At 69.8% G+C, this 19,946-nt stretch carries 18 protein-coding genes and 1 pseudogene; 10 read left to right on the top strand and 9 right to left on the bottom strand.

The features are described 5' to 3' along the window. Positions 1 to 74: 74 nt before the first annotated feature. Entirely contained in the window at positions 75 to 1,463 is a 1,389-nt protein-coding gene (locus OG714_RS10810; RefSeq protein ID WP_406120120.1) for an OFA family MFS transporter, read from the top strand. Position 1,464: 1 nt separating this feature from the next. Beyond that, the gene (locus OG714_RS10815) at positions 1,465 to 2,862 is read left to right on the top strand and encodes an OFA family MFS transporter (protein ID WP_406120121.1); all 1,398 of its coding nucleotides are present in this window, start codon (positions 1,465 to 1,467) and stop codon (positions 2,860 to 2,862) included. 143 nt (positions 2,863 to 3,005) lie between these two features. Here the strand turns inward: OG714_RS10815 and OG714_RS10820 are convergent, their stop codons facing one another. From OG714_RS10820 to OG714_RS10835, 4 genes are all read right to left on the bottom strand, one after another. Further along, positions 3,006 to 3,683, bottom strand: a complete 678-nt coding sequence (locus OG714_RS10820) for a GntR family transcriptional regulator (protein WP_406120122.1) — start codon at positions 3,681 to 3,683, stop codon at positions 3,006 to 3,008. A gap of 171 nt (positions 3,684 to 3,854) precedes the next feature. Continuing rightward, a complete protein-coding gene (locus OG714_RS10825; protein WP_317881295.1) occupies positions 3,855 to 4,793 on the bottom strand; it encodes a beta-ketoacyl-ACP synthase III in 939 nt (312 codons plus the stop codon). Between the two features lie 252 nt (positions 4,794 to 5,045). Beyond that, on the bottom strand, positions 5,046 to 6,419 hold the full coding sequence (locus OG714_RS10830; protein ID WP_406120123.1) for an OFA family MFS transporter: 1,374 nt from the start codon (positions 6,417 to 6,419) through the stop codon (positions 5,046 to 5,048). A 168-nt stretch (positions 6,420 to 6,587) separates the two neighbouring features. Beyond that, positions 6,588 to 7,109 carry an ATP-binding protein gene (locus OG714_RS10835; protein WP_406120124.1) on the bottom strand — a complete coding sequence of 174 codons (522 nt, stop codon included), beginning with the start codon at positions 7,107 to 7,109 and terminating at the stop codon, positions 6,588 to 6,590. Between the two features lie 200 nt (positions 7,110 to 7,309). Here OG714_RS10835 and OG714_RS10840 point away from each other — a divergent pair, with 200 nt between their 5' ends. The 3 genes and pseudogenes from OG714_RS10840 (at position 7,310) to fdhD (ending at position 9,295) form a co-directional block, all read left to right on the top strand. Continuing rightward, positions 7,310 to 8,281 (top strand): 2-dehydropantoate 2-reductase, encoded by a 972-nt coding sequence (locus OG714_RS10840; RefSeq protein WP_406120125.1) that lies wholly within the window; start codon positions 7,310 to 7,312, stop codon positions 8,279 to 8,281. A gap of 38 nt (positions 8,282 to 8,319) precedes the next feature. Next, positions 8,320 to 8,439, top strand: a pseudogene (locus tag OG714_RS10845) (Fe-S-binding domain-containing protein); the annotation flags it as partial. 7 nt (positions 8,440 to 8,446) lie between these two features. Continuing rightward, entirely contained in the window at positions 8,447 to 9,295 is an 849-nt protein-coding gene (gene fdhD, locus OG714_RS10850; protein WP_406120126.1) for a formate dehydrogenase accessory sulfurtransferase FdhD, read from the top strand. Between the two features lie 73 nt (positions 9,296 to 9,368). Here fdhD and OG714_RS10855 read toward each other — a convergent pair whose 3' ends face one another. Then, a complete protein-coding gene (locus tag OG714_RS10855; RefSeq protein WP_406120127.1) occupies positions 9,369 to 10,178 on the bottom strand; it encodes a LysR family transcriptional regulator in 810 nt (269 codons plus the stop codon). Positions 10,179 to 10,316: 138 nt separating this feature from the next. Between OG714_RS10855 and OG714_RS10860 the strand changes: the two genes are divergently transcribed. Beyond that, on the top strand, positions 10,317 to 11,036 hold the full coding sequence (locus OG714_RS10860) for an SDR family oxidoreductase (protein ID WP_406120128.1): 720 nt from the start codon (positions 10,317 to 10,319) through the stop codon (positions 11,034 to 11,036). Positions 11,037 to 11,104: 68 nt separating this feature from the next. Here OG714_RS10860 and OG714_RS10865 read toward each other — a convergent pair whose 3' ends face one another. Both OG714_RS10865 and OG714_RS10870 read right to left on the bottom strand, forming a co-directional pair. Next, positions 11,105 to 11,653, bottom strand: coding sequence for an isochorismatase family protein (locus OG714_RS10865; RefSeq protein WP_406120129.1), 549 nt, complete (start codon positions 11,651 to 11,653; stop codon positions 11,105 to 11,107). 19 nt (positions 11,654 to 11,672) lie between these two features. Beyond that, the gene (locus OG714_RS10870; RefSeq protein WP_406120130.1) at positions 11,673 to 12,110 is read right to left on the bottom strand and encodes a MarR family winged helix-turn-helix transcriptional regulator; all 438 of its coding nucleotides are present in this window, start codon (positions 12,108 to 12,110) and stop codon (positions 11,673 to 11,675) included. A gap of 163 nt (positions 12,111 to 12,273) precedes the next feature. Here OG714_RS10870 and OG714_RS10875 point away from each other — a divergent pair, with 163 nt between their 5' ends. From OG714_RS10875 to OG714_RS10885, 3 genes are all read left to right on the top strand, one after another. Next, complete coding sequence (locus OG714_RS10875) at positions 12,274 to 13,200, top strand: zinc-binding alcohol dehydrogenase family protein (protein WP_406120131.1); 927 nt, start codon at positions 12,274 to 12,276, stop codon at positions 13,198 to 13,200. Between the two features lie 176 nt (positions 13,201 to 13,376). Next, positions 13,377 to 15,251, top strand: coding sequence for an exo-alpha-sialidase (locus tag OG714_RS10880; protein ID WP_406120132.1), 1,875 nt, complete (start codon positions 13,377 to 13,379; stop codon positions 15,249 to 15,251). A 10-nt stretch (positions 15,252 to 15,261) separates the two neighbouring features. Beyond that, the gene (locus OG714_RS10885; RefSeq protein ID WP_406120133.1) at positions 15,262 to 16,500 is read left to right on the top strand and encodes a DUF4185 domain-containing protein; all 1,239 of its coding nucleotides are present in this window, start codon (positions 15,262 to 15,264) and stop codon (positions 16,498 to 16,500) included. Here OG714_RS10885 and OG714_RS10890 read toward each other — a convergent pair. Continuing rightward, the gene (locus OG714_RS10890; RefSeq protein WP_406120134.1) at positions 16,433 to 17,449 is read right to left on the bottom strand and encodes a bile acid:sodium symporter family protein; all 1,017 of its coding nucleotides are present in this window, start codon (positions 17,447 to 17,449) and stop codon (positions 16,433 to 16,435) included. The two genes, OG714_RS10885 and OG714_RS10890, sit on opposite strands and share 68 nt — an antisense overlap. 183 nt (positions 17,450 to 17,632) lie before the next feature. Here OG714_RS10890 and OG714_RS10895 point away from each other — a divergent pair, with 183 nt between their 5' ends. Continuing rightward, positions 17,633 to 18,502, top strand: coding sequence for a LysR substrate-binding domain-containing protein (locus OG714_RS10895; RefSeq protein WP_406120135.1), 870 nt, complete (start codon positions 17,633 to 17,635; stop codon positions 18,500 to 18,502). A gap of 204 nt (positions 18,503 to 18,706) precedes the next feature. Here OG714_RS10895 and OG714_RS10900 read toward each other — a convergent pair whose 3' ends face one another. Next, positions 18,707 to 19,885 carry a DUF3500 domain-containing protein gene (locus OG714_RS10900; RefSeq protein WP_406120136.1) on the bottom strand — a complete coding sequence of 393 codons (1,179 nt, stop codon included), beginning with the start codon at positions 19,883 to 19,885 and terminating at the stop codon, positions 18,707 to 18,709. Positions 19,886 to 19,946 lie beyond the last annotated feature (61 nt).

Raw genomic sequence — 19,946 nt, forward strand, 5'->3', positions numbered from 1 at the left:
GGGACCCGTGCGCACGCGAAAGGCATTGGACAGGGGGCGCTGGCCAGAACTTTCGACGCAAGGGGCACTGAGCGATGGCAACAACGGACTTCCCGACGTCCGTCTCCTACAGGGAGGTGACGGACCGTCACGGCCGTGTGTACCGCATCGGTGAATCCGATGTCGACATCATGGGCCGGGCGCGCAAGTGGATGGTCGTCCTGCCCTGGGTGGGCATGATGGGCATCAGCTCCGCCGAGTACGCGTTCACGTCGGCGGAGGACACGCTCCACGACGCGCATCTGTGGAGCAGTGGACACATCTTCTGGCTGATGGGCGTCTGGGTGTTCTTCCAGGCGGCCGTGGCCTTCCCCGCCGGGCAGTTGCGCGAGAGCGGCAGACTCCCGGCCCGTACGGCCATGTTGATCGGCGCGCTCGGCACACTGCTGGGCTATCTCGCGCTGGCCTTCGCGCCGAACGTGCTCGTCGCCTACTTCGGCTTCGGCATGTGCAGCGGTATCGGCGCCGGTCTTGTGTATGCGACCTGCGTGAACATGGTCGGCAAGTGGTATCCGGAGCGCAAGGGCGGCAAGACGGGCTTCGTCAACGGCGGATTCGCCTACGGGTCCGTGCCGTTCGTGTTCCTCTTCACCTCCGTGCTCGACCTCGGCAACTACGAGGTGCTGCTCAGCCTGGTCGGCGTAGGACTGTGTCTGGTGGTGGCGTCGGCGGGCTGGTTCTTCCGCGATCCGCCGAAGAACTGGTGGCCCGCGCACGTCGATCCGCTCAAGACGACCCAAGACCCCAAGGTCCGCCGGGCGTTGGAGAAGAACCCGCCGGCGCTCAAGCAGTACACACCCAAGGAGGCCGCCCGTACCCCCGTGCTCTGGATGATGTGGTTCTGTCTGCTGTGCACGGCCGGCATCAACATATTCGGCATCGCCTTCCAGGTGCCGTTCGGCAAGGACATGGGCTTCGCGGGCGGGATCGTGGCCACGGCGATGTCCCTGAAGGCGATCGTCAACGGCACCGGGCGCGGTGTCATCGGCTGGATCTCCGACCGCTACGGCCGCCGCCACACGCTGATCATCGTGTGCCTCGTGCTCGGCACCGCGCAGTTCGGCGTGCTGGTCTCGGGCCAGATGGGCAGCATGCCGTTCTTCCTGTTCTGCTCCATGGTCTCGGGTTTCGGCGGCGGGGCGATCTTCCCGCTGTTCGCGGCCATGACGGCCGACTACTTCGGTGAGAACAACAACGCCAGCAACTACGGGATGGTCTACAGCTCGAAGCTGATCTCGGGGCTCGTCGGCTCCGGTCTGGGCGCGGTCGTCGTGGGTGAGTGGGACTACCACGGCGCGTTCGTCCTGGCCGGTTCCGTGGGCCTGGCCTCCGCGGTGCTGGCGATCTTCCTCAAGGCTCCGGGCAGGCCCGACGCCCGGCGCATCGTGCCCAACCCGCACCCGCTCGGCGAGGAGATGGCGTGACATGACCGCAGATCCCATCACCACGAACGAATCCGGCGCCGCGAACCGTCCCTACCGTGAAGTGACCGACGCCCACGGCCGCGTCTACCGCGTCGGCGAGACCGACCGCGACATCCTCGGCCACTCGCGCAAGATCATGATCTATCTGCCGTGGATCGCCATGATGGCGATCAGTGTCTTCGAGTACGCGTACGGCTCCGCGGAGGACACCCTGTCCAGCGCGCACGGCTGGACGCAGAGCAACACCTTCTGGATTCTGAGTGTCTGGGTCTTCTTCCAGGCCGGTATCGCCTTCCCGGCGGGCTGGATGCGGGAGAAGGGCATCCTGACGGCCCGCAAGGCGATGTACGTCGGCTCGGTGCTGTGCGTGCTCGGTTTCCTCGCGCTGTCCCACCTGGACAACGTGTGGCTGGCGATCATCGGCTTCGGCGTGATCGGCGGCGTCGGCGCCGGGCTGGTCTACGCGACCTGCATCAACATGGTCGGCAAGTGGTTCCCCGAACGGCGGGGCGCCCGTACCGGGTTCGTCAACGGCGGCTTCGCCTACGGTTCGCTGCCGTTCATCTTCATCTTCAACTACGCCTTCGACACCGGGAATTACCACCGGGTCCTGGATCTGATCGGCTGTTACATCCTGATCGTGGTGTTCGGGTGCGCGTTCTTCTTCAAGGACCCGCCGAAGAACTGGTGGCCCGCCGACATCGACCCGCTGACCTACGGCGGCAACGACAAGACCGCGACGAGCCTCGTCAAGAACCCGCCCGCCGTAAAGCAGTTCACGCCCAAGGAGGCCATCCGCACGGGCATGCTGCCGCTGATGTGGCTGTCCATCGTGCTGACCGCCGGGGTGTCGATCTTCGGGATCTCCTTCCAGGTCGACTTCGCCAAGGACGTGGGCTTCGGCCCGCTGGTGGCGGCCTCCTCGATGGGCATCATGGCCGTCATCAACGGCATCGGCCGCGCGGTCGTCGGCTGGCTGTCCGACCTGTGGGGCCGCAAACTCACCCTGGTCTTCGTCATCCTGGTCCTGGGCCTGGCCCAGTTCGGCGTGATCTGGGCCGGCCATCTGCGCAGCGAGTGGCTGTTCCTGTTCTTCGCCTTCCTCTCCGGTTTCGGCGGCGGCGCCTTCTACCCGATGTTCGCCGCCCTGACCCCGGACTACTTCGGCGAGAACTTCAACGCCACCAACTACGGCCTGGTGTACAGCGGAAAGCTCGTCAGCGGCCTCTTCGGCGGCGGCCTCGGCTCGATGGTGGTGGCGGCCTGGGGCTACAACGGCGCGTACGCGCTGGCCGGCGGCGTCTCGATGGTGGCGGCGGCGATCGCGTTGCTGCTACGTCAACCAGGGCGCAGCGACAGGGAGTTGCCCCAGGTTCCCCAACCACAGCCAGCGGCCTGACAGTTCGCACGACACGGTCGCGGATCTGGACCTGGACCTGGACCTCGATCTGGTCCTGGATCCGAATCTGGACCTACTGATGGCCCTCCCCGACGGGAGGGCCATCACCCGACTCGCCTGTGCCCCAACAGCCCTGCCCAGCCTCAGGACTTGGCGCGCTCGTGGTACGACCGCCGGGTGTGCTCGGTGTGTTCACGCATCAGCAGGCTGGCGCGCAACTCGTCGCGGGCCGCGATCGCGTCGATCAGGTGGCGGTGCTCGATCCAGGACGTCAGGCCGCGCTGACGGGCCACCGGCGTGTAGTACCAGCGGACCCTGCGGTCGACCTGCGCGGCGAGTTCGGCGAGGACCGCGTTGCCGGCCAGCTCCATGATCTTCGCGTGGAAGCGGGCGTTCATCGCGACGGCGGCGTCCACCTCGTCGGCGTCGACGGCGCGCTCGCCCTCCGCGCACAGCTCTTCCAGCACGGCGATGCCCGCCTTGCCCGCGTTGGCGGCGGCGAGCCGGGCGGCCTCGGCCTCCAACAGCGTGCGTACGGTGAGGAGTTGGTCGGCCTCCTCCTCCGTCGGCTCGTGCACGAACGCGCCCTGGGCGGGCCGCAGATCGACCCAGCCCTCGGTGTTGAGCCGCTGCAACGCCTCCCGCACCGGCTGCCGGGACACCCCGAGGTGCCCGGCGAGTTCGCTCTCGACGAGATGCTGACCGGGCCGCAGGGCACGTGTGGTGATGAGTTCGAGCAGCGCCTCGTAGACGCGGTCCCGCAGTGGGCCCGGTCGTTCGAGCTTGGGCACCGACCCCTGCGGCAGTCCTTGCGACAACATCGCGGTCCCCCTCCTGGGCAACATCGGCAGTTTGCAGACAGTAGCCAGCAGACAGTGGCCGTACGACCAAGTATCGATTGTTTATCGTCTACAGTCTACGGCGCACAGTAGCCAGGGGGTACGGGAGTCGACCTCGTCACATCGGGAGGCACACCTGAGCGGGTGCGCAGGTCACGGGCACCGGACAACCTGGCCGGCGTACGACAGATTCCCGCCGAAGCCGAACAGCAGGACGGGGTCACCGGTGCGGACGGCACCCTGTTCGACGAGTTTCGAGAACGCGAGCGGGATGCTGGCGGCCGAGGTGTTGCCCGATTGGACGACATCGCGGGCGACGACCGCGTTGACGGCGCCGATCTTCTCCGCGAGGGGCTCGATGATGCGCAGGTTCGCCTGGTGGAGGACGACGCCGGCGAGGTCGGCGGGCGTCAGGCCCGCCTTCTCGCAGGCCTTGCGGGCGATCGGCGGGAGCTGGGTGGTGGCCCAGCGGTAGACGCTCTGGCCCTCCTGCGCGAACCGCGGGGGCGTGCCCTCGATCCGTACCGCGTGCCCCATCTCGGGCACGGAACCCCACAGCACCGGTCCGATGCCGGGTTCGTCCGCGGCCTCGACGACGGCGGCCCCCGCTCCGTCACCGACGAGGACGCAGGTCGTACGGTCGGTCCAGTCGGTGACCTCGGACATCTTGTCGGCGCCGATGACCAGGGCCCGGGTGGCCGCGCCCGCGCGAACGGCGTGGTCGGCGGTGGCCAGGGCATGCGTGAAGCCCGCGCACACGACGTTGACGTCCATGGCGGCGGGCGACGGGATGCCGAGGCGGGCGGCGACGCGCGCGGCCATGTTCGGGGAGCGGTCGATGGCCGTAGAGGTGGCGACCAGGACCAGGTCGATGTCCCCGGGCGTCAGGCCCGCGGCGGCGAGGGCCTTGGCGGCGGCGTGCGCGGCCAGCTCGTCGACGGGTTCGTCGGGCCCGGCGATGTGGCGGGTCTTGATGCCCACCCGGGAGGTGATCCACTCGTGACTCGTGTCGACCATGCCCGCCAGGTCCTCGTTGGTGAGTACCTTGGCGGGCTGGTAGTGGCCGACGGCGGCGATCCGCGTGCCGTTCATGGGTGGTCCCCCTCGTTGCCTTGGGTAGCGGGATCCACCAGTCTTGCCAGTGACTCGCGGGTACGACGGCAGGTGATGCCACAGGAAACAACCGTCCCGGTTGTCGGCTTCTGTCATCCATCCTGTGATTGACGGTGCCGCCCGAACATTCAGCCGGTGAACAGCTGCTTCGCCTTGAGGATCAGTTCGTATACGCCATACACGAGGGGTGCGCCCACCCAGAGCCAGGCGAAGGCGATCAGTGGCCTCCGGTCAGGCGGACTCTGACTGCTGTCGTTCGACATCGGCGGCCTCCCTCGGGGCGGGAATGTGGTGGCGGGCGTTGACGGGCCGGACGAGTTCGTTGGCGACGAAGCCGACGACGAGCAGCCCGATCATGATGACGAAGGACGTGTCGTAGAGGGACGCGCCGTGTTTTCCGGCGTCCTTCTGGTGGTCGGCGATCCAGTTCACGATCAGCGGTCCGAGGACACCGGCCAGGGACCAGGCGGTGAGCAGCCGGCCGTGGATCGCGCCGACCTGGTAGGTCCCGAAGAGGTCCTTCAGGTAGGCGGGCACGGTCGCGAAACCGCCGCCGTAGAAGGAGAGGATCACCAGGGCGCACAGGATGAACAGCGGTTTCGAGGAGTCGCCGAACAGTGCGATGAGCGCGTACATGACCGCGCCGACGCCGAGGTAGACGCGGTAGATGTTCTTGCGTCCGATCAGGTCGGAGGTCGACGACCAGCCGATACGGCCCGCCATGTTGGCCGCGGAGAGCAGCGCGACGAAACCGGCGGCGGCCGACACCGTGACGGGCGTCGAGGTGTCCGCGAAGAAGTCCGTGATCATCGGGGCGGCCTTCTCCAGGATGCCGATGCCCGCGGTCACGTTCATGCACAGGACGACCCACAGGCACCAGAACTGCGGGGTGCGTACGGCGCTGTTCGCCGAGACCTGTATGCCGACGAGGGCGCTGGGCGCGTTCGCCGCGTCCTTGGCCCTGTCCTTGTTTTCGCCCTCGTCATCGCCCTTGGGGCCCTCCGTGCGCGGCACCCGTACGAGCAGTACGCCGAGTGTCATGAAGACCGCATACGAAAGACCGAGTACAAGGAACGACTGGGCGATGCCGGTGTTGTCGGAGCCGAACGACTTCAGCATCTGGGCCGACCACGGGGAGGCGATGAGCGCGCCGCCGCCGAAGCCCATGATGGCGATGCCCGTGGCCATGCCGGGCCGGTCCGGGAACCACTTGATCAGGGTCGAGACCGGTGAGATGTAGCCGATGCCGAGGCCGATCCCGCCGACGAAGCCGTAGCCGAGGACGATCAGCCAGAACTGCTTCGTCTCCGCACCGAGCGCGGAGATCAGGAAGCCGGAGGAGAAGCAGATCAGGGCGACCGTCATCGCCCAGCGCGGTCCGTTGCGTTCGACGAGGGTGCCGCCGAACGCGGCCGACAGGCCGAGCATGACGATCGCGAGCTGGAAGGGCAGCGCGCTCTGCGTGCCGCTGAGGTTCAGTGAGGATTCGAGCGGCGGCTTGAAGACGCTCCAGGCATAGGCCTGACCGATGGAGAGGTGCACCGAGAGGGCGGCGGGCGGAACCAGCCAACGGCTCCACGCCGGGGGTGCGACTGGGGGACTCATGATCCCGGACGGTAGGGAGTGGCAAGGGAGTTGAGAAGGCGGCGCGTCGACCGTATGCGATGAGCGGTATGCAGAGTGCGCCGAACGGTCGCCGCCGAGTTCCCACGCCCGCACGCGCACCCGCACTCTCTCCTGTTCTCACGCCTGTTCTCGTGTGGCGGGCGGGACTCAACTCTGGACCGACTCCGCGATCCGCAGGGCGGCTTGGGCGGGGGTGAGGTGTGTGGTGTCGACGACCTCGGCCTCGCGGTGCAGCCAGGTGCGGGCCGCCTCCGCGTAGGGCTCCAGGTAGGCGAGACGGAAGGTGGAGGGGCCCATGACGGTGTCCCCCTCGATGCGTCCGCGGAGGGTGTCCTGGTCGGCGTGGAGGACGAAGTGCCGTACCGGGATGGCGTGTTGGGCGAGGCCCGCGCTGATCTCGCGCCAGTACCGCTCGACCAGGACCGTCATGGGCATCACCAGCGTGCCGCCGGTGTAGTCGAGCACGCGGCGGGCGGTCTCGACGACGAGCGGCCGCCATGGCGGCCAGTGCTGGAAGTTGTCCGTCGCGGGCAGCCCCGGCGAGATGTCCATGAGCGTCTCGCCGACCTTCTCGGCGTCGAACACCCGTGAATCCGGGAGCAGTTGCTGCACGAGCGGACCGGTCGTCGTCTTGCCCGCGCCGTGGGTGCCGTTGAGCCATACGATCATGAGCTCGACGCTAGCGCTGTCCGTCCACCCGTACACGGTCCTCTGTAGACAGCCCTCTGTACACAGTCCACGCCCGAACCCTTGCTGGCCCGGCTTCCATACTGTAGACAATATTTCGTCGACACTGTTCGAGTCCGCCCGGCGCTGTCCGAGCGGCAACCACCTCCGCGGTACTCCCTCGACCGAACGGAGAGTCTCCAGTGAGAGTCGCAGTCCTCGGTGCCGGTGCGATCGGCGCCTATGTCGGCGCCGCGCTCCACCGTGCGGGCGCCGATGTGCATCTCGTCGCCCGTGGACCGCATCTCGCGGCCATGAGGCAGCATGGCGTCCAAGTCCTCAGCCCGCGCGGCGACTTCACCGCCCGCGCCCATGCCACCGACGACCCGGCCGAGATCGGCCCGGTCGACTTCGTCCTCCTCGGCCTGAAGGCCAACTCGTACGCGGCGTGCGGGCCGCTGATCGAGCCCCTGCTGCACGACACCACGGCGGTCGTGGCCGCCCAGAACGGCATCCCCTGGTGGTACTTCCACGCGCACGGCGGTCCCTACGGCGGACAGCGCATCGAGAGCGTGGACCCGGACGGCGCGGTCAGTGCGGTGCTCGCGCCCGAACGGGCCGTCGGCTGTGTCGTCTACGCGGCGACCGAACTGGCGGGACCGGGAGTCGTCCGCCATCTCGAAGGCACCCGGTTCTCCATCGGCGAGCCCGACCGCAGCGTCTCGGCGCGCTGTCTGGCGCTGAGCGAGGCCATGCAGGCGGGCGGGCTGAAGTGCCCGGTGGAGCCGGAGCTGCGCAACGACATCTGGCTCAAGCTGCTCGGCAACATCTCCTTCAACCCGATCAGCGCGCTGGCCCGCGCCACCATGCGGCAGATGTGCCTGCACGGCGGCACCCGCAGGGTCATCGAGATCATGATGACCGAGACGCAGTCCGTCGCCGAGGCCCTGGGCTGCGAGGTGGGTGTCTCCATCGAACGGCGGCTCGCGGGCGCGGAGCGCGTCGGCGACCACCGCACCTCGACGCTCCAGGACCTGGAGCGCGGCAAGCCGCTCGAACTCGACGTACTCCTCGCGGCGGTGGTCGAGTTGGCGGAGATCACCGGCGTTGAGGTGCCCACCCTGCGCACCGTGCACGCCATCTCGGACCTGCTCGCGCTGCGGAGTGCCGCATGAGGAGCCGAGGTGTTCGTGGAGCGGGCCTCGGCCTCATCTCGTGCGTGCAGGACAATGAGGGCGTGGAGGTCACCTCGCCGCACGACGGCCCGGTGGCCCACGGCACCCTCCGCAGCAAGGGCCGTTTCGGCCACCAGCACGTACAGAACCGGGGCTGATCAGGACATGGGACGAGTCACGGAACGACGCAAGGTGATCCGGATCCGGGACGGCGTGGTCTCCAGCCGCCCGGACACGCTCGTCGCCGAGGAACCTCTGGAGATCCGGCTCAACGGCAAGCCGCTCGCGATCACCATGCGTACCCCCGGCGACGACTTCGCGCTCGCGGCCGGGTTCCTGGTCAGCGAGGGTGTACTGGCGAACGCATACGATCTGCAGAACATCGTGTACTGCGCGGGGGCGACTGTAGACGGTTCGAACTCGTACAACGTGGTGGACGTACGGACCTCCCCTGACGTGGTGATGCCGGACATCACGTTGGAGCGGAACGTGTATACGACGTCGTCGTGCGGTCTGTGCGGCAAGGCGAGCCTGGACGCGGTCCGTACGACGGCTCGCTGGCCCATCGCCGACACTCCCCCGGTCCGTGTCGAGCCCTCGCTGCTCGCGAGCCTCCCCGACCGGCTGCGCGCGGCCCAGCGGGTCTTCGACCGGACCGGGGGTCTGCACGCGGCGGCCCTGTTCAGCGAGGAGGGCGAGCTGCTGGACATCCGGGAGGACGTGGGCCGGCACAACGCGGTCGACAAGCTGGTCGGCCGTGCCCTGCAGAACGGGGACCTGCCGCTGTCCCGGGTGATCCTGCTGGTGTCGGGCCGGGCCTCCTTCGAGCTGGCGCAGAAGGCCGTGATGGCGGGCATCCCGGTGCTGGCGGCGGTGTCGGCGCCCTCGTCCCTCGCCGTGGACCTGGCGGCGGAGACGGGCCTGACCCTGGTGGGCTTCCTGCGCGGCAGCAACATGAACGTGTACGCGGGCGAGGACCGCATCGCCCTGCGGGCCGCGGCCGCCCAGGGCTGAGACCCTCGCCCCGCGTCACGGCGGCGGGGCCCCGACCGGCGGGGAGCGCCCCCTGCGCCGCAGGGGCCCCGCCTCAGCCTTGTGCGGTCGCCACGAACGCCGCGATCAGCGGTGACCGGCGGGCCGCCTCCCAGGCGAGGATCACCTCGTCGGGTTCGGCGTCGGTGACGGGGACGTAGGTGATGTCGGGGCGGGAGTACCGCTCGGCGACGGAGACGGGGACGAGGGTGATGCCCGTTCCGGAGGCCACGGCCTCGAACTTCTCCTCGATGCTGCGGATCGGTACGTCGTCCGGGCCGGGGTCGGCGTACCGCAGCCAGGTCTCGCCGTCGAGGTCGGCCCGCACGAGGTCCTGTTTGCCGGCGAGGCGGTGGTCGGCGGGCAGCATCGCCACCCGGGCCTCGGTGAACAGGGGCAGCAGCGTGAGGCCCTGCTCACGGATCGGGCGGCGCAGATAGGCGAGGTCGACGGTGCCGTCGAGGATCAGTTGCTCCTGGTCGTCCCATTCGACCCGGCGGGCCTTGACCTCGATGTCGGGGTGGGCGGCGCCGTACGCACGCAGGGTGTGGGTGATCACGACACCCGCGCGGAAGCCGACGACGAGGCGGTGCGGCCCGCGCGCGGACCGCTGCACCCTACGGCGGGTCGCGTTCGCCGAGGCGAGCAACGCCCGCCCGTCGTCGAGGAGTTGCCGCCCCGCCGACGTCAACGTCACGCCGTGACTGTCCCGTTCGAAGAGCGTGGTGCCCAAGTCCTTTTCCAGGGCCCGGATCTGACGGCTCAACACCGGCTGCGCGATGTGCAGCTGCTCGGCCGCACGGCCGAAGTGCAGCAGCTCGGCCACCGCCACGAAGTAGCGGACCTTCCGCAGGTCGAGGTCCATGGGTGCCGCCCTTCCGTACGCCGTCGGCGATGCCTTCAGGGTATCGCCACCGCCGAAAGAGGTCTTGGACGGCGAGGCGACGGCGGCCGCAGGCTGGAACACGTCACAACAACGCGCACAAGCCGAAAGGTGCAGGACATGGGACTGCGAGGACAGCGGATCGTCGTCATCGGCGGTACGGCGGGAATCGGATGCGCGGTCGCGGAGGCGGCCGCGCGGGAGGGCGCCCGGGTGGTGGTCGCCTCACGCCGGCAGGAGAGTGTGGACGCGGCGCTGAAGCGGCTCCCGGAGGACGCCGAGGGGCGGGTGCTCGACGCGAGCGACGAGGAGGCGGTGCGGGCCTTCTTCGCGGGGCTCGGCGGCTACGACCACCTGGTCTACACGGCGGGTGAGGCGCTGCTGATGGAGAGCCTCGCCGAGTCCGACCTCGGGCGGGCCCGCGCCTTCCTGGACACCCGGCTGTGGGGCGCGTACACGGCGGTGAAGTACGGCGCCCCGTCGATCCGGGAGGGCGGTTCCGTGGTCCTGACCACGGGCACCGCCGGACGCAGGCCGCTGCCGGGCACGACCGTCGCGGCCGCGCTGTGCGGGGCGATGGAGTCGCTCACCCGGGCACTGGCCCTGGAGCTGGCCCCGCTGCGGGTCAACGTGGTCGCGCCCGGCGTGGTCCGCACGGACCTGTGGCGGGAGTTGGCCGACGAGCACCGGGACGGCCTGTTCGAGTCCGTCGCCGGGTCGCTGCCGGTCGGCCGGATCGGCGAGCCGGAGGACATCGCCGAGGCGTATCTGTATCTGATGCGCGGCGGCTATACGACCGGTTCGACGGTGGTCGTGGACGGCGGCACGGTCCTCGTCTGACCGTCCACCGCCCGCCTCAACCACCCAGCGTGAAGCGAACCTGAGCGCCGCCCGGCAAGAGGCGCACCTCAGTCGCCCGCCCCGAACCGCACGTCACTCGCCGCAACCACCGACCCCAGCCGAGGGAAGTCGAGCCTGACCGACGCCTGGTGCTCGGCCGCGGTGAGCGCGCTCATGGCGTCCTCGACGAAGACGAGTCGGTGGCCGAGGTCGCCGGCGGCACGTGCGGTGGACTCCACGCCGAGGTTGGTGGCGATCCCGCCGAACACCAGGGTGTCGACGCCCCGTTCACGCAACCGCTCCTCAAGTGCCGTGCCCTGGAAGCCCCCGATCGTCCGCTTCACGATCTCCAGGTCCCCTTCCCGCAGCAGCCCGTCGGCGAGTCCACTGCCGGCGGGCTGCTCGGCGATGCCGGGACGTTCGACCCGGATCAGCACGACGAGCGCACCGGCGGACCGGAACTCGGCGGCCAACTCCTCGGCCACGGCGAGGACTTCGGTGCCCTTGTACGGTTCGAGCGGCAGCGCGACGATGCGGTCCATCAGGTCGACGAGGACCAGGGCGGTGCGCTCGGGGTCGAGGGCGAGCCGGGATCCGGAAGTCTGGGGTGGTGTCATGACGGAACGTTAGCCCCCGTCAGCCGTCCGTACCGGAGATCCGGATCAACAGGCCCATGAACTGGGTGCGTTCGGCCTCCGACAGCGGGGCGAGGAGCTGCTCGTTGGCCGCACGGGCCGCCTTCTCGCACCGCTTCAGCAGCCGCGCACCCTCGGTCGTGAGCGACACCGCGTTCTTACGGCGGTCCTTCGCGTCCGGCTCCCGTACGACCAGCCCGGCGGACTGGAGGTCGTTCAGTACACCGACCAGATCCTTGGGGTCGAGCCCGACACCACGACCGAGGTCGGCCTGGGCGACGGGCGCGAGGTCGCGGACGGCGGAGAGCACCACGTGGTGCCACATCTTCAGCCCCTCGGCCGCCAGCGCGCCGGCGACGAGGGCACGCCCCCGGGCGGCGGCTCGACCGAGGAGCCAGCTGGGGAGGGCGCGGATCGCGGGGAGGGGTGCTTCGGCCATGGGGGCAGCGTAGCGAAAAGTCGTTGGACTTCCCAATGAAATCGTGAATATCATTGGGCCTCCCAACGATCCCCACCACTCTTCACCGCTCCCCAATGCTCCTCACCGGTCCCCGCTGATCCCCGTCGATCTCTGACGCTCTCTGACGATTCCTGGAGGTGCGATGCGTCGCGTCCGGTACGAGTCCACCGGCGGCCCGCTGTTCCTGGAGGAGGTCCCCGCCCCCGCACCGGGCCCCGGCGAACTCCTCGTCCGTACCGAGGCGATCGGGATCACCCTGCCCGTCGTCCGCAAGGTCACCGAGGCGGCCGAGCCGATCCCGCTCGGCGGCGAGATCGCGGGCGGGGTGGTCGCCATAGGACACGGCGTGACGCGCTTCCATGCGGGCGAGCGGGTGACCGGGCTCTGCTTCGGGCACGGCTACGCCGACTTCGCGGTCCTCCAGGAGGCCATGGCTTCCCCGATCCCCGCCTCCGCCTCCGCCGTCGACGCGGTCGCGCTCGTCCGCAGCGGGCTGGTGGCCCTGGGCGCGCTGGACGCGGCCCGCCCCGAACCGGGCGAGGCCGCGCTGGTCACGGCCGCGGCGAGCGGAGTCGGCCATCTCGCCGTGCAGTTGGCGAAGGCGCGCGGCGCCGGGCGGGTCGTGGGCGCGGTCTCCGATTCGGCGAAGGCCGACTTCGTGCGGGCGCTGGGCGCCGACGAGGTGATCACCTACGACCGTCTGGACCGGGCGGGTTGGGGCGAGCCCGTCGACTACGTACTCGACGCGGTGGGCGGCGAGTTGCTCACCCCGGCCGTAGGGGCGCTCGTCCCGGGTGGGCGGCTCGTGGCGTACAGCTCGGGTGGCGGGACGATCCAGGCGTACGACCTTCTCGTGGGCGCCAAGTCCGTGATCGGGTTCCAGATGGCTCGGATCGCGCGCGGGAAGCCGGAGTTGTACGAGCGGTGGCGGCAGGAGCTGTGGCGACTGTTCGCGGAGGGTGCCCTGAAGCCGTCCGTGCACGGGGAGTTCGCGCTGGCGGACGCGGCCGAGGCGCACAAGGTGATCGAGTCGCGGAGCAATCTCGGCAAGGTCGTCCTGCGCCCCTGAGACGTCCCGCCCCGTCTGACGACCACTCACCATCGGTCCCGTAGGGCGAAGTTATGGGGCGGCGAGCACTGCACGCTTCTTGTGAGGCGGCGGAGGCCCCAACTAACGTCTGTGACGCGCCCGTTGGACGTGGGATGTCCGGATGTCCAGACGAAGGAAGGGCAGGTAGCACCACCATGCCGTCGAGTCTTCGCGCACGTCTGAGATCCACCCTCACCGCCGCACTCACCCTGGCCGCGCTGCTCGTGCTCCCGAGCCCCGCGCACGCCACCGCCGCCCAATCCGTCGCCCCCGCCCCCGAGTTCGAGCAGCAGGCCCTCTTCAAGGCTCCCCAGGACGCGGGCTACGCCTGCTTCCGGATCCCGGCCGTCGTGCAGACCAAGGACGGCACACTGCTCGCGTTCGCCGAGGGCCGGGTCCTCAACTGCGGTGACGCCGCCGACATCGACATCGTCGTCAAGCGCTCCACGGACGACGGCCGCACCTGGAGCCCGTTGCGGGTCGTGAACCACGGCGGCGGTGACACGCACGGCAACCCGGCGCCCATCGTGGACCGGAGGACGGGCCGCGTCCTGCTCGCCGAGACGTACAACACGGGCCGTACGGACAGCGCCGGTTGCTCGGTCCCCTGCGACCGCACCCCGCACCTTCAGTACAGCGACGACGACGGTCTCACCTGGTCGCGGCCGCGCGACCTGAGCGCCGAGATCCTGCCCCCGGACTGGAACTCCTGGTACGCGACCGGCCCCGTGCACGGCATCCAGCTCACCCGTGGCCGGCACCAGGGGCGGCTCGTGTTCGGCGTCAACACCGAGACCTGGGACGGGAGTCGGGTCACCGCGAACAACGCGGCGCTGATCGTGAGCGACGACGGCGGCGAGCACTGGCGGATCGGCGCCACCGACTCGTATCCGATCGCGACCGACGGGACGTGGCGGCAGAAGCCGTCCGAGGTGACGCTGACCGAGCGCACCGACGGTTCGATCCTGGTGAGCGGCCGTGAGCAGGACGGCACCGACCTCGGGCAGCGCACCCAGGCGGTCAGCCGCGACGGCGGCGACAGCTTCACCGCACCCTTCCGCGCTCTGCCGGACCTGTACGCCCCGCAGGTCCAGTGCTCGACGCTCGGCGTCGGCGCGCGCATCCTGCTGGCCTGCGACGCAGACCCCGACCGCCGCCGGACGATGATGATCCGGTCCTCCTACGACGGCGGCCGCACCTGGGACAGCGTGGACCGCGGCACGGTCGTGACGAAGGACTGGTCGGGCTACTCCGACATGGCGCGTATCGACGGCGACACGGTGGGCCTGCTCTACGAGGGCGGTGCCGTGACCGCGACGGACGAGATCCGCTTCGTCCGCTTCAACGCGGCCTGGCTGCAACCGCGTCGGGGCCCGGACCCCACGACCGCCGACCTCGCCCCTTACGCCAAGCGTGCGTTGGTGCTCGGCGGCGCCCGGGAGACCGACGGCGTGTCCGGCGGCGCCCTGTCCTTCGACGGCGTCGACGACGCCGTGCGCCTGCCGTACAGCGACCGACTCCCGCTGGGGACAGCGGACTTCACGGTGTCCCTCTGGTTCCGCTACACCGCGACGGCCGGTGATCAGCCGTTCCTGTGGATGGGCGGGGTCGGCACCACCGAGCCGCAGGTGTGGCTGCGCGGTGAGCCCGCGGGCAGCCACGTCCGGGCGCTGATCACCACCCGGGTCGGCGCGAGCACCGTCCACACCACGTCCGTGGTCACCGCCGGCGCCTACAACGACGGCCAGTGGCACCGGGCCGTACTGCGGCGCGGCGGTGGGCAGCTGACCCTGTCCGTCGACGGTACGGCGGTGGGCACGGCGGACATCGTGGGCTCGGTCAGCCGCAACTCGCCGTTCGGTGTGCACATCGGCCAACGCATGGACAGCATGCAGTACTTCACCGGGTCGATCGACGAAGTCCACGTCTGGGACCGGCTGTTGACGGACGACGAACTGGCCGCGCAGCGTCCGTCCCCCGCCGGGACCGTGCTGTGGCTGCCCATGGACCATGTGAGCGGCAGCCACTAACGTCCCGGGCGTGCCCGAGGACCGACGAGCACGACAGCGGAGGGGAGCCGGGGTCGGCCTGCTGCTGACCCTGGTTCTCGCCGCCGTGCTGCTCACCGCCCTCCCCAGGCACCACGACCGGGAGGGCGGCGCCGCGTGCACGGCCCGTGCGGTGCGCTCCTGGTCGCCGGACGCGAAGCTGACCAACTCCTTCGCCGCGTACGGCGACGACGAGTCCCGTGCCGACGACTGGACCGGCGGCGACGGCACCCACTCGGTGCGGCTGCCGGACGGCCGGGTGCTGTGGCTGTTCTCCGACACCTATCTCGGCCGGGTGTACGCCCCGCCCAACCCGGTCGGCGAGTCGTACGCCTGGCGGGACACGACCGCGCCGCTGGTGCGCAACTCGGCGGTGGTGATGCGCGACGGCCGCCCCCAACTCACGCTCCCCGCCCCGCTGTTCCCCGATCCCGCCCCGAACGAGTGGCGTTGGCCGGTGGCGGCCCGCGTCGAGCCCCGCTCCCCCGGTTCGGCCGAGTCGGTCGTACGGGTGCTGCTGTGGACGCGGACGGCCGGACCGTACCCGTGGATCTACGGTGTGCCGACCGCGACGGAGGTGGCCACGCTGTCGCTGCCGGACCTGCGGGTGGAGTCGATCGTGAAGGTCTTCGACCAGCGACTCGTCCAGGACCCTTCCCAGCGTGTGCAGTTCGGGACTGCGTCGGTCGCGGTGGGCGGCTGGACGTACGTCTTCGGCGGGAACGACGCCCAGGCCGCGGCCCGGCCGACCTCCTCGGCGTATGTGGCGCGGGTGCCGGAGGGGCGGCTCGGGGAGCCGGGTGCCTGGGAGTACTGGGACGGCTCGGCGTGGACGGCCGTCGCCGGGCCGCGGCCGGTGCTCGGAGACGGCCAGCACACGGGTGTGGGCAGCGCGTTCTCCGTGGTGCGGGACGGCGGGACGTACGTCCTGTTCACGATGGCCGCGGGCAGCCGGGGTCTCACCACCGTCACTTCGTACTGGGCCTGTTCGCCCGTCGGGCCGTGGCACGGACCGACCAGGAGTTTCAGCCCGCCGCTGCCGCCGGGCCAGGTCGCCGCGTACAACCCGCAGGTGCACGCGGAGTTGGGCGGCGACGGCCGGATCGTCCTGAGCTACGACGTCAACTGGCTGGACGCGACGGCCACTTCGGCCGCCCTGAACCTCAGCCGGAACGTGTCGCTGTACCGACCGCGGTTCGTGACGCTGCGGTTGGGTCCGCCGACCCGGTGACTTCGGGCAGTGGATCGCGGGCGCGGCGCTTGGCGATGACCGCGCACACCATCAACTGCATCTGGTGGAAGAGCATCAGCGGCAGCACGGCCAGCGAGGCATGGGCGCCGAACAGGACGCTGGCCATGGGCAGTCCGGAGGCGAGGGACTTCTTCGAGCCGGCGAACTGGATGGCGATCCGGTCCTCCCGGTCGAAGCGCAGCGCCTTGCCGCCGTACCAGGTCAGGGCGAGCATCACGGCGAGCACGACGGCCTCGACGGCGAGCAGTCCGGCGAGGCGGGCCGCGCTGACCTGGTGCCAGATGCCCTGGACCATGCCCTCGCTGAACGCGGTGTAGACGACGAGGAGGATCGAGCCACGGTCGACGTAGCCGAGGATCTTCTTGTGCCGGGTGATGAACCCGCCGATCCAGCGCCGCAGCACCTGCCCGGCCAGGAACGGCACCAGGAGTTGCAGCACGATCTTGAGGAGTGAATCGGCGGAGAAACCACCGCCGTTGTTGCCCAGCAGTGCCGCCGCGAGCAGTGGGGTGATGACGATGCCGGCGAGCGAGGAGAAGGAGCCCGCGCAGATCGCGGCGGGCACGTTGCCGCGGGCGATCGAGGTGAACGCGATCGACGACTGGACGGTCGACGGGACCAGGGTGAGGAACAGCAGCCCCTGGTAGAGGGGATGGGTCAGGATCACCGGGACGAGACCGCGGGCGGCCAGGCCGAGCAGCGGGAAGACGACGAAGGTGCAGGCCAGGACGGTGGTGTGCAGCCGCCAGTGTTTGAGACCGTCCAGTGCCTCACGCGTCGACAGCCGGGCGCCGTAGAGGAAGAAGAGGAAGGCGATCGCGGCCGTGGAGGCGCCCGAGGCGACGTCGGCGCCCGTGCCTCTCGCGGGGAGGAGTGCGGCGAGGCCCACCGTCCCGAGCAGCAGCAGGATGTAGGGGTCGATCGGCATCCGACTCGGCCATCGCAGGCGTTTCACTGTGCTCCACTGTCTCGCTTGTCGCGCTGTACGTCCGGTCCGTCTTCCGGCGCGGACTCGTGCTCTCCCATGCTCCTCTCCGGATCCTTGATCGGGAATCCGTCATACCGCTCTGACTGTCATCACGTTTCGCGATAGCCGGGTATGGTGTATGCCATGTACGACCCCTCCCACCTGCGTACCTTCCTCGCGGTGTCCCAGACGCTGAGTTTCACGCAGGCCGCCCGTCGGCTCGGGCTGCGCCAGTCCACGGTGAGCCAGCATGTGCGGCGGCTGGAGGACGCGACGGGACGGCAGCTGTTCACCCGGGACACGCACTCCGTGGAGCTGACGGAGGACGGCGAGGCGATGCTGGGCTTCGCGCGCCGCATCCTGGAGGTGCAGGAGCAGGCGTCGGCGTTCTTCACCGGCACGCGGCTGCGCGGCCGGCTCCGTTTCGGCGCCTCGGAGGACTTCGTCCTGACCCGGCTCCCGGAGATCCTGGAGGGCTTCCGCTCCGACCATCCCGAGGTCGACCTGGAGCTGACGGTCGAGCTGTCCGGCACGCTGCACGAGCAACTGGCCGCGGGAAAGCTGGACTTGGTGCTGGCGAAGCGCCGCGCCGAGGATCCGCGGGGTGAACTGGTCTGGCACGACAAGCTGGTGTGGATCGGCGCGGAGCGGCTCCGCCTGGACGCGGATCGTCCGGTGCCGCTGATCGTCTATCCGCCGCCGGGCATCACGCGGGCGCTCGCGCTGGAGGCGCTGGAGCGGCAGGGGCGGGCGTGGCGCATCGCGTGCACGAGCGGGAGTCTGAACGGCCTGATCGCCGCGGCCCGGGCGGGGCTGGGGGTGATGGCCCACTCGCGGGGGCTGGTGCCGCCGGGGTTGGTGCGGATGCCGGAGCGGGCCGGGCTGCCGGAGCTGGGCGAGGTCGACTTCGTGCTGGTGCACGGGCGGCACAGGGTGTCGGCCCAGGGGGCGGCGGACGCGTTGGCGGCGGCGATTCTGGCGGGCGGGGATCGATTGCACCGGCGCGGTCCGTAGTCCCGGTTTTTCATTGCTGGGCTATGTCAATATCAGGCTATGCCGATATCGAATATCGCAAGGGCGGGATAAAACGCCGGGCCGTACTCCAGCGTCCACAAGAATGCCGACGGCGATTAATTCCTCGACCGGTCACGAGGGAATTCCCGGCAGCGGGCGGCGCTGCCGGAGGCAGCGCCGCCCATTACGTCGCCGATGGGTGGTTCAGGAGAACGAGAACTCTCCTCCGTAGTCGGTGTCGTGGTCGCGGTAGACGGAGCTGTAGTTGAGCTGGCTGGTGTCGACCACGCCGTCCTTGACGGAGAACTCGACCCAGACGCCGGGTCCGTCGATGCGGACGTAGTCGCCCGCGGTGTCCAGCGCGGTGGTGCCGGAGTACGAGATGTAGGTGTCGTCGAGTTCCGACTTGTAGGTGCTCAGGGTGGACGCGGCGGTCGTGTCGTCGGCGGCCTCGACCCACGGTGTGATGGCGTCGAGCACCAACTGCTGCTGGTCGTCGGTGAGTTCGCTGACCGCGAGGCCCTCCTTGGTGTCGGGGAAGTCGCCGTCCTCGTCCGGGCCGAGCACCACGTCGGCGGTGGAGTCGGAGAGCTTCGCCTCGGACAGCTCGTCGTCGCTCAGGCCTTCGAGCATCGACTCCACCCCGTCGTGCATCCCGGACAGGGGTGCGTAGGTGGTGCCGTCGTCGGTCCAGCTGGCGGGTTCCACCCCGGCGAAGTACGGGGTGGTGCCCACGACCTCCCCGTCCTTGTAGGTGAGGTTCACGGCCAACTGGTCGCCGCCGAAGTGCAGTTGCCAGGTGCCGGAGGTGCTCGGGGTGCCCAGGAAGGCGAGGTAGTAGTTGCCGCTGCCGTAGTCGCTGTCGGTCTCGCCGAGGACGTCGTCGGCCGCCAGGATCTGGCTGATCTGGTCGTAGCCGGTGTCGGTCCCGGTGCCCGTGGCCGCCTCGACCACCGCCTTGGCGGCGGCGAGCTGGGTGTCGCTGAGCGTGCTCAGTTCGATGCCGACCCGGCAGGTCGCGCCACATGCCTCGTTCGACCAGGCGGTGGCGTTGGCCTGGGTGAAGTCGAGGAGTACGTCGGCCTGTTGGTCGTCGTCCAGGGTGTCCAGGAACGCGTTGGCGGCGTCGACCACGTCCGAGACGGACGAGCCCGTGCCGGCCGTGCCCGTGGGCTCGGGGGCGGACGCGGAGGTGGACGGACGGGACGAGGAGGTCGATCCGGGGTCGGACGGGGAGGTGGAGCCGGGGGTGGACGGGGACGCGGAACCGGGGGCCGACGCGGACGCGGACACGCCGGTGGACGGGTCGGACTGGACGGACGCGGCGTTCGCGTTGGCGTACATCGCGCCACCGAGGAGGGTCGTCGCCGCGGCTAAGGCCATGACGGCCTTCCTGTGACGTCCCAGCGACCGGCGATGAGTGTTTTTGGTCTTCAACTCGATA

Source organism: Streptomyces sp. NBC_00989, assembly GCF_045162655.1.
In the GTDB taxonomy this organism is placed as follows: domain Bacteria; phylum Actinomycetota; class Actinomycetes; order Streptomycetales; family Streptomycetaceae; genus Streptomyces.

What these genes read in the sequence shown, in the direction of transcription:
- OG714_RS10895 (WP_406120135.1), top strand. Translation starts at nt 17,633, where the DNA reads ATGTACGACCCCTCCCACCTGCGTACCTTCCTCGCGGTGTCCCAGACG.
- OG714_RS10870 (WP_406120130.1), bottom strand. Translation starts at nt 12,110, where the DNA reads ATGGCCGAAGCACCCCTCCCCGCGATCCGCGCCCTCCCCAGCTGGCTC.
- OG714_RS10880 (WP_406120132.1), top strand. Translation starts at nt 13,377, where the DNA reads ATGCCGTCGAGTCTTCGCGCACGTCTGAGATCCACCCTCACCGCCGCA.
- OG714_RS10830 (WP_406120123.1), bottom strand. Translation starts at nt 6,419, where the DNA reads ATGAGTCCCCCAGTCGCACCCCCGGCGTGGAGCCGTTGGCTGGTTCCG.
- OG714_RS10820 (WP_406120122.1), bottom strand. Translation starts at nt 3,683, where the DNA reads ATGTTGTCGCAAGGACTGCCGCAGGGGTCGGTGCCCAAGCTCGAACGA.
- OG714_RS10890 (WP_406120134.1), bottom strand. Translation starts at nt 17,449, where the DNA reads ATGCCGATCGACCCCTACATCCTGCTGCTGCTCGGGACGGTGGGCCTC.
- OG714_RS10875 (WP_406120131.1), top strand. Translation starts at nt 12,274, where the DNA reads ATGCGTCGCGTCCGGTACGAGTCCACCGGCGGCCCGCTGTTCCTGGAG.
- fdhD (WP_406120126.1), top strand. Translation starts at nt 8,447, where the DNA reads ATGGGACGAGTCACGGAACGACGCAAGGTGATCCGGATCCGGGACGGC.
- OG714_RS10855 (WP_406120127.1), bottom strand. Translation starts at nt 10,178, where the DNA reads ATGGACCTCGACCTGCGGAAGGTCCGCTACTTCGTGGCGGTGGCCGAG.
- OG714_RS10835 (WP_406120124.1), bottom strand. Translation starts at nt 7,109, where the DNA reads ATGATCGTATGGCTCAACGGCACCCACGGCGCGGGCAAGACGACGACC.
- OG714_RS10825 (WP_317881295.1), bottom strand. Translation starts at nt 4,793, where the DNA reads ATGAACGGCACGCGGATCGCCGCCGTCGGCCACTACCAGCCCGCCAAG.
- OG714_RS10900 (WP_406120136.1), bottom strand. Translation starts at nt 19,885, where the DNA reads ATGGCCTTAGCCGCGGCGACGACCCTCCTCGGTGGCGCGATGTACGCC.
- OG714_RS10810 (WP_406120120.1), top strand. Translation starts at nt 75, where the DNA reads ATGGCAACAACGGACTTCCCGACGTCCGTCTCCTACAGGGAGGTGACG.
- OG714_RS10860 (WP_406120128.1), top strand. Translation starts at nt 10,317, where the DNA reads ATGGGACTGCGAGGACAGCGGATCGTCGTCATCGGCGGTACGGCGGGA.
- OG714_RS10815 (WP_406120121.1), top strand. Translation starts at nt 1,465, where the DNA reads ATGACCGCAGATCCCATCACCACGAACGAATCCGGCGCCGCGAACCGT.
- OG714_RS10865 (WP_406120129.1), bottom strand. Translation starts at nt 11,653, where the DNA reads ATGACACCACCCCAGACTTCCGGATCCCGGCTCGCCCTCGACCCCGAG.